The 13,721-nt window shown below is 37.3% G+C and carries 8 protein-coding genes and 1 tRNA gene; 5 read left to right on the forward strand and 4 right to left on the reverse strand.

The features are described 5' to 3' along the window. Nucleotides 1-44: 44 nt before the first annotated feature. From M9949_05050 to M9949_05060, 3 genes are all read right to left on the reverse strand, one after another. A tRNA-Ile gene (locus M9949_05050) sits at nt 45-118 on the reverse strand. A gap of 73 nt (nt 119-191) precedes the next feature. Continuing rightward, nucleotides 192-965, reverse strand: a complete 774-nt coding sequence (locus M9949_05055) for a hypothetical protein (protein ID MCO5250775.1) — start codon at nt 963-965, stop codon at nt 192-194. 390 nt (nt 966-1,355) lie between these two features. Next, complete coding sequence (locus M9949_05060) at nt 1,356-1,724, reverse strand: hypothetical protein (protein MCO5250776.1); 369 nt, start codon at nt 1,722-1,724, stop codon at nt 1,356-1,358. A 226-nt stretch (nt 1,725-1,950) separates the two neighbouring features. Here M9949_05060 and ric point away from each other — a divergent pair, with 226 nt between their 5' ends. The 5 genes from ric to M9949_05085 all read left to right on the forward strand — a co-directional run bounded on the left by ric (nt 1,951) and on the right by M9949_05085 (nt 13,115). Then, on the forward strand, nt 1,951-2,676 hold the full coding sequence (gene ric, locus M9949_05065) for an iron-sulfur cluster repair di-iron protein (GenBank protein ID MCO5250777.1): 726 nt from the start codon (nt 1,951-1,953) through the stop codon (nt 2,674-2,676). Nucleotides 2,677-2,940: 264 nt separating this feature from the next. Continuing rightward, the gene (locus M9949_05070) at nt 2,941-4,932 is read left to right on the forward strand and encodes an OmpA family protein (protein ID MCO5250778.1); all 1,992 of its coding nucleotides are present in this window, start codon (nt 2,941-2,943) and stop codon (nt 4,930-4,932) included. 17 nt (nt 4,933-4,949) lie between these two features. After that, nucleotides 4,950-6,521, forward strand: coding sequence for a DUF1800 domain-containing protein (locus M9949_05075; GenBank protein MCO5250779.1), 1,572 nt, complete (start codon nt 4,950-4,952; stop codon nt 6,519-6,521). Between the two features lie 10 nt (nt 6,522-6,531). Beyond that, a complete protein-coding gene (locus M9949_05080) occupies nt 6,532-8,124 on the forward strand; it encodes a DUF1501 domain-containing protein (GenBank protein ID MCO5250780.1) in 1,593 nt (530 codons plus the stop codon). 2 nt (nt 8,125-8,126) lie between these two features. Continuing rightward, nucleotides 8,127-13,115 (forward strand): T9SS type A sorting domain-containing protein, encoded by a 4,989-nt coding sequence (locus tag M9949_05085; GenBank protein MCO5250781.1) that lies wholly within the window; start codon nt 8,127-8,129, stop codon nt 13,113-13,115. A gap of 2 nt (nt 13,116-13,117) precedes the next feature. Here the strand turns inward: M9949_05085 and M9949_05090 are convergent, their stop codons facing one another. After that, on the reverse strand, nt 13,118-13,552 hold the full coding sequence (locus tag M9949_05090; GenBank protein ID MCO5250782.1) for a hypothetical protein: 435 nt from the start codon (nt 13,550-13,552) through the stop codon (nt 13,118-13,120). Between the last annotated feature and the right edge of the window lie 169 nt (nt 13,553-13,721).

Below are 13,721 nucleotides of genomic sequence, written 5' to 3' on the forward strand. Positions count from 1 at the left end.
CCCTGACGGTGTCAAGGTTTCAGAATACTACAAAATCGTTTTTGTGGGCCCGGAGGGACTTGAACCCCCGGCCAGCGGATTATGAGTCCGCTGCTCTAACCAACTGAGCTACAGGCCCCCACTTGGTTTTCCATTTTGCAATCAAAACGGACTACAAATATAATACTTTTCTTTTTACCGACAAGCATTTTTTAATAGTTGAATAGACCAAGGAACAAACCTACTTGCACTTGCAAGGCATTTGCGTTGAATGAATCGGGCATATTCGCAATGTCCGATTCGTTGTTATACTTCCAGTCTGACCCGAAAGTCATGTTGTATGCAGCACTTGCACGGAACATCAAGAAATTCGTGAGGGCATATTCGAAGTACAATTCAGGCTTTACGAACCAATAGCCGTTTTCCAAATGTTGCAAATTCGATTGATTTGTCGGTGTCGGACGGAATTCATTCCAATCCAATCCGCTTGCAGTATGGTAAGTTTCAACGCTTAGCTGCCCGCGTCCAACCGATACACCCGGCAAAATTGCGAAGGATTTGAATGGCACCCATGCGTAATCCAGTGTCAATCCGGACTGTCCGATAGAATAGTCCACATATTGAGTTCTTGTAACGCCATCGCTTGTTATGTCGGCAGTTTGAGTCTTTTTGCCACTCATCCCGAAGAAACCGATTCTCAAATTAGGCACAAACACTGTCCCTGTGAAGCCTTGAGCACCCCAAAGAGTCAATTGCCCCTCAAAAGGTGCGATGTCAGGAAAATGTTTTGCAAGTTGGGCGTTCAGGTCGTCATAATTGCCGAAATGGAAACCCACAATGGCACCACCTGCTACGGCAAAATAAGGGATACTCTCGCGTTGGATGGGCTCCGTATCGAAAGTGAAGTCATCTAATCTTTCATCTTGGGCGAAAACACTGACTACTGCCATCACCATGATTACTGCTGCGTACAAAATTTTTTTCATATTTTCTGTTTCCATGTTTAATCAAAAGTTAGAATACGAACATGAAGCCTCAAAATTTTAGAGTCCCACATTTCTCACTCAAAAAGCTGAAGAAATTTTTGGGTTTGGGAGGGGGAATTCACCATACTTCATTTCCAACTGCTTCACCGGATGAAATTTCACTGTGAATATTGGACTCTGTCACAAGAGCAAGTAAATCCTTCAATTGATATAATTCTAAATCTTCTTCTTTCATTTTGCAAACCTTTTTTATATATTAAATAAATCAAACGATGAAGTAGAGTGAAAATTATAAGAAAAAAATAAGGGACACATTGGGCGTGTCCAAAAAGAACTAGTTATATATTGTAAAATTACTATATTTGTACAAACTTGATAACTTATAATTTATCAATATAAATTATAACTGGTTGTTTTACCTCCGATTACTTGGACAAACTTATATGTTCTATTATGGTAATTATTTGAAAGATTGTATATAGCAACTGCATAAGTATCTAGAAGTAAACTGGTAAATTCTACTTGTCCTGAATTCAAATTTTTGTACTGAAGTGCATTTTTCTCATGAAAATCAACATTCACTGGATAAATACCGAGTATAATATCATTGTATGAAACTCCATTCAATGAATTTGAATATGGTACAGTAACTATGACATTTCCGGTTTGATAATTTTGTATCGGATCAGAGCAAGAGTATACTAAGATAAGTACTAATGCAATTACACTAAATCTGATACTTTTTAAAACTTTTCTCATTTCAATTTTCCATAATATTTTACCCTTACAAACATATATAAAAGAGTACAAATTTGCAAGTGAAAATTTTTCGTTTGTTCCATACAATACTAATCAGATATAATAGTCTTGTTTGGGAGTGTTTGGATTTTTGTTGAAAAGTGGCTTTGAAATAGTTTAGAAATATAGACCGAGACATGGGTTTCGGAAATTTTGAATATAATTTGTAATATAAATGGAGATTAGAATGGATTTGAATACATCACAAACGATTGGCTCGTTCGTAGCGAATGACTACCGTACAGCCACAGTTTTCCAGAAGTACGGAATAGACTTCTGCTGCAAAGGCGGACGTACTATCGAGGAAGTTTCGCAGAAGAAAAATATTTCCCCTGATGCCTTGCTCAATGAACTAAATGATGCCGTCAAGCAGTCAAATGGCAGCTCAATTGATTTTCGGACTTGGGAGCCCGATTTGTTAGCTGATTATATCGAACGGAAACACCATAGATATGTTCGCCAAACGATTCCCGCGTTGTTGCAATTTCTCGATAAATTATGCGAAGTTCACGGCGGAAATCATCCTGAACTTTTCGAGATTAGGTCGGAATTTTCAGCTTCTGCCGAACAATTATCGTTGCATATGGAAAAAGAAGAGCAAGTGCTGTTCCCAATTGTCAGGAAAATGGTGGCATCAAAATTGAATAGTTCTGAAGCACCAAACAACATCGGCGGTATTCAAAATCCAATCGAGATAATGATGCAAGAGCACGAGACCGAAGGCGACAGATTCCGTAAGATAGCCGAACTAAGCAATAACTATGCAACACCGGCTGACGGATGTACTACTTACAGAGTTGCATATTCACTTTTGAAAGAATTTGAGAGCGATTTGCATTTCCATATTCATTTGGAGAACAATATTTTGTTTCCAACTGCTCTGAAAATGGAAAGTGAATTTAACGTAAATTAATATTGATTAATAATATATCTCAGATTTTTACACAAATATAATGGGCTCCTGTCAATCAAGAGCCCATTTTTTTATTTTCTAAAATTCGTCTAATAAAAGGGTGTGATTTAAATTCATTAAATATTTTTAATATTCAATTAATTTAAAAAGATTGCAACTAAATTTTGTTTGGTGTGTAGATAAATAATTAAAATAGTATTTGCGTAGTACGCAAAATATGTTTAAGTTAATATTTTGATTTGGTAACTAAAGGTTAAAGTTAAGTTGAAGTTAATACTACATGTGATTTGCGTTGGTTTGCTGCTCCAGATAACGACTTCGAGACTTTCGGGGGCAGATGAGAATATTTACTACATCGGTGTTAGCGCCGGTAGCAACTACATTTACAACACCACAGAGAAGCCCTACATCAAGTCGGACCCGAAGTGTGGCGAGTTTGATACGGGAACTGCACAGGGCATAAACGCAGCATTGAAGCTGGGATTCAGGCTGATACCCGGCTTGATTTCACTCGAAGGCAGGCTGATGTTTGATAATCGCCCATTCGGCATGACCGGCAGCAGTGATTGCTTTGAGGTAATCGACCCCGTAAGCGATGAGTACGTACCCTTCGTCCGAAGCCACTACTACGACGGCACTTTGGACTATGTCATCCTTGATTTAGGCGTGAACATCTACCCTATTTCGGCGATTCCGGTCGCGTTGAGATTGTCGTTCGATGCCGGAAATCCCTTAGTGAAGAGTGACTATACGCTAAAAGAGGCAGTGTCATCGCCTTCGAGTGTGGCGTTTTCCGATGGTTCGCAAAGCAGAATGAATGAATCGGGCGAATTGAAAACGGCATCAACTTCCTTGGGAGCGGGTGCAGCACTGATGTACAACATGTATTTGGGCGATAATTGGAGCGTTGATTTCGAGCTTGGCTATCGATATGGCATAAATTCTGCGTTGTCGGACATTGAGCAGAAATCTGATATTGTCAGGGCTAATGCGGGATTAAGCTATCATTTCGGTGGCACTAAACCCGAAGTTCCAAAGAAAATTGAACCTGAAATTAAGCCAATTGAAAAAGAAATTGAGCCAATCGCAGAAATTATTCCTCCGAAAGAGAAAATTATTTTGAGCGTTTCGGCGAATCCAATTAATGTAAAAGAGACAATCGTAACACAGACTTTCCCGATTTTGCCCTACTATTTTTTCGATGAGAATTCTAAGGAACTCGACAATAAATATGTATCAAATATAGCCGCCTCGAGTTTTGATGAACAAAAACTGAACAAAGAGACTATGACAATTTATTACAATAGCTTGGATATAATTGGTAAAAGATTGAGTAAAAGCGACTCAAAAATCCGAATTGTGGGCTATTCAGACGGTAAAGAAAATGCTTCCTTAGATGAGCGGAAATCATTGGCTGAATCAAGGGCAAAGTCAGTTGCAAAATATTTTTCGTCCAAATGGAATATTCCAAGCGAACGTTTGTTAATCGAATCGGGAGATATACCGAATAATTTTACTAATTTCGACTACGAAGAAGCTGCTTCGGAAAATCGTCGAGTGGAGCTTTTCTCTGAAAATCCTGATATTTTAGCTCCGGTTTTGCATAGCCAATTTTCGGAATATAACTACAACCCTGAAGATTTGCACTTTAATTTGGAGCTTAATAGAAATACAAAACTTGAATATCAGATAGAAACGTCTGATAGAAATTATTTTTCAAATAAAATACAAAAAGAAATTGATTCAAGATATTATAAAGCAAATTATAATGTAAAATCGGATATTTTCAGAGAAATAATTTCAAAATCAAAAAGCGAAAATATTAAATTAGTTGTCAACGCTGAAAGCAAGGACACGACTGAGAAATACGAGATTCCGTTGAATATAAAAATCGAAACGGAGAAATTTGAAATAGGGAGATTGAATTTAATTGTTTTTGATTTCGATAAAGCTACAATGAGTAACCCAAATCGGAACTTAGTAGCCGAATTTTCAAAAGATGCAATTAAGCCGAATTCTGATATTTTTATTACAGGAACAACAGATATGTTAGGCGGTCAGGAATACAATATGACCTTATCACAACGCAGAGCAGACAATACTCAACAAATAATTAACTCAGTTTTGCCCAATACAAACTTCGTAAACGTGGTTGGGATTGGTTCAGATAAACCGAGATATGACAATAAGTTACCTGAAGGACGATTTTATAACAGAACAGTTCTAATCGAAGTTAAAACTCCGATTGATAAATAAATTAGATGGAGATTATAATGAAAAGACGTAATTTTTTGAGCTTAAAATTGGAAATTCAGAAGAAATATTCTGATTCGCTGATGTCTTTAGATGAATATGCTGCACCCTTGGACAAAGCCGCCGCATCACATCTATTGCGACGAGTTACATTCGGACCCACAAAACAGTTGATTGATGAATTTACAGGGTTGAGCGTGAGCGAAGCAGTCGAACGCATTTTGGGAGATGGCACTGAAGCACTTCCCGACGGATATGAAGATTTAGGTTGGCTTGATACCGCTGAGGAAAACCCGAGAGACGGACTTCCGATTCAAATTCGGGGTGCAATTGAGGGTCGCCATGCCACGAGACACGGTGAACTGAAGTCTTGGTGGTTGGAACAAATGCGAATCGAGGAAGCACCTTTTTTCGAGAAGTTAACTCTTTTTTGGTCAACCGTTTGGTGTATCGAATTCGCATATGACACTCTGGAACTGATTCCGCCGCCATTGCTATATCGAAATAATCAGATGTTGCGACGCAATAGAATTGGAAATTATCGCGATATGGCGTTCGATAATACCTTGAATGGTGCTATGCTGCTATATCAAAGCGTAAATTTTAGCACAAAGGATTCGCCAAATGAAAATTATCCTCGCGAATTATTAGAGTTATTTACTATGGGAATCGGTAATTATTCCGAAGGCGATATTCGTGAAATGGCAAGGGTTTTGACCGGATTCAGAGTCGCTGCACATGCCTTCACGCCGAAACCAAACGGTCAATTTGAATCATATTTTATGCCCGATTTGCATGACATTGGTGCCAAAACGATTTTTGGGGAAACAATTCCGGCGAGGGATACTTCGCAAAATTCTGAAGACTTAGTAAAGGAAGAAGAAGTCAGGCGTATGATTAATATTTTAATTGAACAGCGCCCATTGCCAATTGCAAAATTTATTTGCACAAAAATATATAATTATTTTGTTTATAGTAGTCCCGGCGATACTAATGAACAAATTATTAATGAATTAGCAAATACATTTATACAAAATGATTTTGAATTAAAACCCGTATTTGCTAAATTATTTAAAAGCAAACATTTTTATGATGAAAATATAATCGGGTGCCAAATTAAAACTCCACCCGAATTCATTGTGGGGCTTGAAAGACAATTAAGGACAGCATATAAAATCGGAACTCAGCCAATGGCAAGTACTGCTTGTGATGATATTGAGCAGGAATTATATAATCCGCCGAATGTTGGCAGTTGGAAAGGTTATCGCAGCTGGATAAGCACTAAAACTTACCCACTGAGAAGAAAATATGCAATTGATATATTGGATATGACAAATCACGCACAACTAATATCGCTAATTAAAGAATTTAATTATTCAGATATAGATTTATTTTTAAATGATATTTTGTCATATTTTTTGCCAAAGACGATTGAAAGCGACAGAGTGGTTTTTTTCAAGGATAAATTATTAAACGGAATATCTGCACAAAATTGGACGAATGAAGTAAATAATTCATCACCTGCGGTAACAGCAGGTATGAGAGCTTTTATGAGCGAAATAATTCTTTCACCTGATTTTCATCTAATTTAAGGAGCCAAAAATGAAAAGAAGAGAATTTATAATAAATACAGCAGCGGCTTCTGCCGGAGTTGCTCTGATGAACAAAAAATCGTACGCGAAAGAACGCAGTGTGGAAGAGTTTATGAATACGGATAGCCAAAATATTTTAATAATTATTGAATTATTTGGCGGAAACGACGGATTGAATACGATTATACCCTATGACCAAGAGGAATTATATCTCGAATTACGTCCGAATTTGCATATTCCGAAAGAATTCGCTATACAATTTGGTGATTCGGATTTATTTTTAAATAGTGGATTAATTGACGGTGTACATAACGGTGGTATGATGAATTTAATGGCAACCGGAAAACTTGCTGTAGTTCAAGGAATTGGGTATGACAACCCAACTTTGTCGCATTTTCGGAGCAGCGATATTTGGCATAGCGGAATAAATAGTTCCGACCCTAATGAAAAACTACTCGAAGGTTGGTTGGGACGATATTTTGCTAAAATATTAAATAATTATCCTGACGATATTCCTGCTCATCCAATTGCTATTTCGCTCGAAGGCACAATTCCGTTGATGCTGAAAAGTTCAAAAGGCGATATGGGAGTTTCTTTGCAAAATCCTGAAAGATTTTATCAACTTGGTGAGGGTTTAAAGCCTAAGTCATTGAGATTTCATACACCTACTGACAACTTTCACGAACGTGAATTTAATTTTATTCACGTAGTAGCAGAACAATCTGAAAAATATGCACAAGTAGTAAAAGAAGCATATGAAAAAGGTAAAGATAAAATTAAGGTTAATTATTCGACCGGATTACCACAAAAATTCCGTGTAATTTCCTCGCTAATTGCCGGTGGAATTCAAACTCGCGTATTTTATATGAGATTAAGCAATTTTGATTCGCACGCCCAGCAAATGCAATTCGACTACACAGGAGCGCATTATACATTATTGAACAATCTGTCTCGCGGCGTGTGCGAATTCCTTGATGATGCACAGCAACAGGGATTTGCCGATAGAATCGTTGGCATGACAACTTCGGAGTTCGGCAGACGGGTAAATGACAATGGCAGCCGTGGTACCGACCATGGAGCCGCATCCATGCAATTTATGTTTGCCGGTTCGGATGAATTTATCGAGGGCGGATATTATCGAGTAGAAGGGAAGCCTGATTTGAACGATTTGGACGAATTTGAAAATCTCCGACATCAATATGATTTCAGACGAACTTATAATGATGTGCTTGAAACTTGGCTTGGAGCAAGCCCCGAGGAGAGTCGTGATGTATTTGGCGATACTTTTTTGCCACTCGGTATTTTGAATAAACGCGGTACGAGCGTGTGGGAGTTTGTTAAACCTACAGAAAATCAAGATTTTTTGATATATCCAAATCCATCTTCGGGAAATTTGAATATTCGATTTGAATTAAAAAAATATGCAAGAGTAATTATTGAATTATATTCTACAATTGGCCAGAGAATTGAAGTATTTACAAATGAATTACTTCCGGGCGGTAATTATAATTATAATTATTTTGTTTATAATACCGGAGAATACAATATTGCAATCACAGTCGGTAATACAAGAATTATTAAAAAGTTTATAGTAATCAGGTAATTATGAAAATATTCACATTTATACTCGTTTTTTTAATATTATCAATTAATGCTTATGCCCAAAGGGCAGAATGCGACCTTGATTTAAATTGCATAGGCAGAGCCATAACATTCTCTCAAAGTTCGGGAAAACAGGCTCACTACGTTGATGTCGAAAATACTCCCTCGCAAGAGAAAATCACTGATAAAATGACAGTCGAAATGTGGATAAAACCAGAACGACAAGCCGGAAAAGTTCAATATATTGCTGGTTTTTGGGGTCCCGCTAATGATGTAAATGATGTTTGGGTTATGTATATTAATCCGAATGACGAATTCGTTTTTGAAATAAATAGCCCCACGACTAATTTACTGAGCACCGACAATACAATTGCAAAAGCAAATGTAGCCGGATTGTATGACACTTGGTATCATGTAGCCGGAGTATTTGAGGGTGCTACTCAGACAATTAAATTATATATTGACGGCAATTTAAGAAATTTTGCAAGAAATAATTCTTATCCGACGACAAGATTACGAATAGCTCAAAATCCGGAATTAACGATGAAAATCGGGAATACTAATGCATACTCGAATGATGAAAATATGAATAGAACTTTTTTGGGACAAATTGACGAAGTGAGAATTTGGTCAAGAACTTTTACTGATGCCGAGATTTTTTGCAATAGAAATCGTTCTCTAAATTGGAATATTCCTGATTTAATTGTGCATTATAGGTGCAATGAAGAGGTCGGTAAATTTATTCTTTGCGATGCAAGTAACAATGGTAATACCGGCTACGGCAGAAGTGGTGCAGTTATTCAGAATAGTAATCGTCCAATTCAGCGTACAATATTTACCGAATCATTAGACAGGCCTGTTCCATTTATTGATACATTAGATTGCAAAAGCCCCCGTACATATAGATTTGCGGTATGGGACACCTCAAGTTGCGGAAAATCAGTAATAATTGATTTAGTTAATACTGATTTTGCAGCAGGTTTTCAAATTCAACCTAATCGGATAAATAACATGGTCAAAGACAGCATGTATTATTTTACAGTTACTGTGAATGCTGATTTCCAAGGAACTATTTTGCCACAATTAAGAATTTATTCGCTTGACCGTTGCAGATTTATCAACCGATTTAATTTGAATTTAACACGAGTTACTCAACTTCAATATTCGAATTTAAGAATGAATTTCGATTCTTTAAAAGCAAATTGTATCGAAAAACCACATATTGATTCAGTTTTGACAATTATCAATCAAACTGCTAAAACGGGTACACCACAAACAATAACAATTAATTCGATTTCTAATGTTCTGACAAATGTGTTTATTATCAATCATTTACCTCTTCCCTATCAATTAGCACCCGGCGATACCTTCAGAATAAATATTCGATTTGTTTCGGGTAGATTTACAAGTGATAATTTCGATACTTTAAGAATTAATTCTACAGATATTTGCGACCCAACTAAGGCAATTCCATTGTACGGCAAGGTGAAGGAAGTGATTAGAATCGCTAAGGGTGTGAGTGAAATTCGCCTTGATTCAATCAATTTCGGGACCTCTTGTTTAGATTTCCCATCTGATGCTCCGCAATATAATTGGATGAATTTGCTGGACGAAGTTATTGATGTGATTGATATTGAGTACCCGCGCGATGTTCAAGGCAATCAACGGTTATTCCCTTTGCGATTAGACCCTGTCACGGGCTATTTACCTAATTATTTCAGATTTATACCAACACAACCCGGTTTGATGCAGGATTCGATAATAATTGTTGTGAAATCGGGCGATTGTACTATCCGAAGACCAATTTACGTGCGTGGTTACGGATTATTTGCCGATATTCAATTTGAAATCGAGAATTTGGATTTCGGTGATGTCATTGTTGGTCAAGAGAGTTTAATTGATGTTCCGGTCAAAAATAATAGCCCTGAAAATTTAAGTGTTTCATTTTATTTGAAAAAGAGCGATGTATTCTTCATTTCCGGGCAACAAACGCTTAGTATTCCGGCTGGTGCTACACGAAATATTACCGTTGGATTCAGACCAACGAGTACCACCGACTATACCGATGAACTATGCTTTTTTGAGAATCGTTGTTACGAGTCAGGTTGTATAAAAGTCAAGGGCAGAGGAATTCTCGAGCGATTTTCATTTGAACCGGAAGTCCTTAAAATTGAAAATGTTATAGCGTGTAATTCTAAAGATGGCGAAATTAAAATAATTAATCGTACATCCACAACTCAGAATTTGCGAAATATTATATTTAATAATCCAAACGGACGATTTACGATAACTGACCCGACTCAATTACCCCAACAATTGGATTTAGCTCCAGGAAGCAGTTTCACTTTTTCGATTCGCTATACACCCAACGATTTAGTCAATGATAGGAGCGATATTGCATTCATCGAATATGAAACAAATGATGGCGAAAAATGGATTATGCAAATCAGAGGCACATCGCTGACACCGAAATTATCAGTCGAATCTCCTGTTATATATGGTAAGATTGAAGTGGGCGAAACAACAGACCGGAAAATAGTTATCGAAAATGTGTCGCCATTTCCTGTAACAATCGAAACAATCAATGCTCCGGTAGGCTTTGTAATTATAGATAATCCGGTGAGATTTACCAATATTACGCTTAATTCGCGTGATACAATCCAAATTATGGTTCAGTTCAACCCGAGTGAAAGTAGATTTTATCAAGGAGATTTGGAAATCAAAATTAGCCAACCATGCGAATCGTTAAAAGCGGTTAAGCTCGAAGGCGAAGCAGAAATAATTGCATTAGAAGTGCCGTTGACTGTACTGAGTTTTGGGTTTGTCTTGCCTTGCGATTGTATCGAGCGCGAAATCAAGATGATAAATCGTTCAAAAGTTTTTGATATGGAAATTGACTCGATTTATCTGAGTGATGTTGGACTGAGCAATCCCAATGTAAGTTATTTCAGCTGGACGTCGGATTATTATCAAACAAACGGAAACCAATTGCCATTTTCGATACCTCCAGGTAAAACTGATATTTTAAGAATCAACTACTGCCCACGTGATATTCAAAATATTGATTCACTCACGCATAATATCAACATTATAATTGAATCCAAAGGCTCGTCATGGTCATCGGATTTCAGGGTATATTTGACGGGTATTCAGGCGATGCTTTACCAGAGCAACCGAGATGCAGTCCTATTTACCCCAACACGCGTTGATACAGATGCCAATCCTCAGTATGCGGAATTGAGGTTCCCGAACTATTTGCTCAATCCTTATCGCGATATTGTAATGATTGACACGATAAAATTCGTGCCCGATGAAAGAGTATTTTACGCATACGATAGTCTTAAATATGATTTGGGATTAGCCTCATACCCGTCAATTATTGATACGGGGAAAGTCACGACAATTCAATTTGGTTTCAAGCCGCGAGCTGTACGTGATTACGAAGCAAAGGCTGAAATCACACTTCGCAAAATCCGACCAAATGGTGAATGTGTTTTCATGGACACAACAATTTATTTGAGTGGAAGCGGATTTGCACCTGCTTTTGGATTATCGTTTCATTTTGGGAGCAATTTCTCCAAACAAGACACATTCCGTGTTATTACATGCGAAGAAATCACAATTCCGGTTTATTCTTCGCGAGATTTCCCTGCTGAAATCGTTGACATCAATTTTCAATTGGATTACGACACAACAAAATTGGAATACATCGGGCACAATTCACAGTATCTGAGCTCGCCTTGCAAAGGTTATACACCATTAATAACGCACAATCAAAATGAATTTGGCAGCAATTTGTTGCTCAAGAATTTCTGCTTTGTGGATTCGATTCGTCCTGTCGCAGAACTCAGATTCCGCCCCAAACAGAACACCCGTGATACAATGCTCGTTCGATTAGACACAATGAATTTTGATACCGAAGAGGTAATTCTTTATCATATAATTGCAGCTTTGGACGAAGCAGTGCTTATAATCCAACAGCCCGAATTGGAAATTTTGCCGAGTGATCTATTCTTGACGATGGATTATGACAGTGTGCGGGTCTTGGATTGCAGAGATTTGACTTTCTCCGTCCGAAATATCGGCGATGTACCGATTAGCGGCTTTGACGTTTTGCAATTGCAAAGCTATTATGAAGTTGTATCATATTTACCGGACAAAAATGATATGATTGATGTAGGAGATTCAGTCACGGTGACAATAAGATTTTGCCCGCGAAATACGGGACAATATGGCTCAATGTTCAATTTTATATCATCATTGCCTTGTACTATCAACGATTCGGCGATGGTGACAGGGATTGGCTATGCGCCGATTTTCAATCCGATTTACTATATAAATGATACATACATAAGTCCAGACACGATATATTCTAAATTGGGAGATACAATATTAATCCCTATATATTTGGATAAAAATTTTGCTGATACGATTTACGGAAATGTGCATATTATCAAGGACTTAGACTTCGCAGTTAATATGACTTATAACCCTCGCTCGATGAAATATCTGAGCACAGATTACACTATTTCGGGATTAGATGATATTGAATATCGTCACGGTGATTTGAATTACGTTTTCGCAGGAGTTGATAATCTAAGTCGCGGCAAGATAGCCGAATCAAGATTTCTTGTAACAGTACCGGATTTCACATTTTCGGGAATCAATCTCAATTCTTCAGGCTATACAACCGATTCGATTATGTTCTTTGATATTGTGCCACTTGAATCCTTCTTTTACATTAGCACTTCGGACAGTTGTGGGATTGACAGCCTAATTTTCGGGCAAACACCAAATGCTGTATTTCCCAATCCGGCAAAAGATTTCATACATATTCCTGATTATGTTGGCGATTATGAGATTTTCGATTTATTGGGGAGGAAAATTATCAGTGGGTTCACAAAGGGCGAAGCAATCAATATACATCAAATCAATCAAGGATTTTACATCATAAGATATGACGGCAAAACGGAAAAACTGATAGTAAATTGATTTTAGGATTTTAGATATGATATGAAATGGTATTCGATGCCACCATTATCGTTCACTTCAATTCGTGCGTGTCCTTTGATTACATATTGGTCTAAGATTTTCTTTGCTTCATCCAAGTTAAAAGTTGTGTTTTCGGCTAAGTGGAATGCAGTGAGTATTCCTTTGTTTTTGCTTGCAAGACTCAATATCATGCGTTCGGTGAACTCAAGATTGGTATCTTTTTCGGATTTTTTGAGCTTCCGAAACAAAATCATGCCACCCAAAAGCGGAACAACGCCGAAAATAGTCATCCCGATTACAAGTGTCATCTTGTCAGGATTGGCAGCATCAAATAGAGCTGAACAAGTTGATACAGTGAACAGCCCACCCACTAACATCAAAATAACGGAAACAACTTTTCCGCCTCCTGAACTTTTGCTATGCAGTTTAAATCCCATTTTATCTACTATTTTATATGGCTAATAATCAAAATCCTATCTACGTAAGGTCTAAAGAAATATTATTGCAAATATTTTGTGAATAATTTAACATTTTAACAAGGAACACACATAAAATTAACTTTTTAAAAGATGTACGATAACATTTTTTAATGTAAAAACTTTTCCT

It is taken from the genome of Candidatus Kapaibacterium sp. (assembly GCA_023957315.1).
Lineage (GTDB): Bacteria > Bacteroidota > Ignavibacteria > Kapaibacteriales > UBA2268 > PGYU01.

What these genes read in the sequence shown, in the direction of transcription:
- M9949_05055 (MCO5250775.1), bottom strand. Translation starts at nt 965, where the DNA reads ATGAAAAAAATTTTGTACGCAGCAGTAATCATGGTGATGGCAGTAGTC.
- M9949_05060 (MCO5250776.1), bottom strand. Translation starts at nt 1,724, where the DNA reads ATGAGAAAAGTTTTAAAAAGTATCAGATTTAGTGTAATTGCATTAGTA.
- ric (MCO5250777.1), top strand. Translation starts at nt 1,951, where the DNA reads ATGGATTTGAATACATCACAAACGATTGGCTCGTTCGTAGCGAATGAC.
- M9949_05075 (MCO5250779.1), top strand. Translation starts at nt 4,950, where the DNA reads ATGAAAAGACGTAATTTTTTGAGCTTAAAATTGGAAATTCAGAAGAAA.
- M9949_05080 (MCO5250780.1), top strand. Translation starts at nt 6,532, where the DNA reads ATGAAAAGAAGAGAATTTATAATAAATACAGCAGCGGCTTCTGCCGGA.
- M9949_05085 (MCO5250781.1), top strand. Translation starts at nt 8,127, where the DNA reads ATGAAAATATTCACATTTATACTCGTTTTTTTAATATTATCAATTAAT.
- M9949_05090 (MCO5250782.1), bottom strand. Translation starts at nt 13,552, where the DNA reads ATGGGATTTAAACTGCATAGCAAAAGTTCAGGAGGCGGAAAAGTTGTT.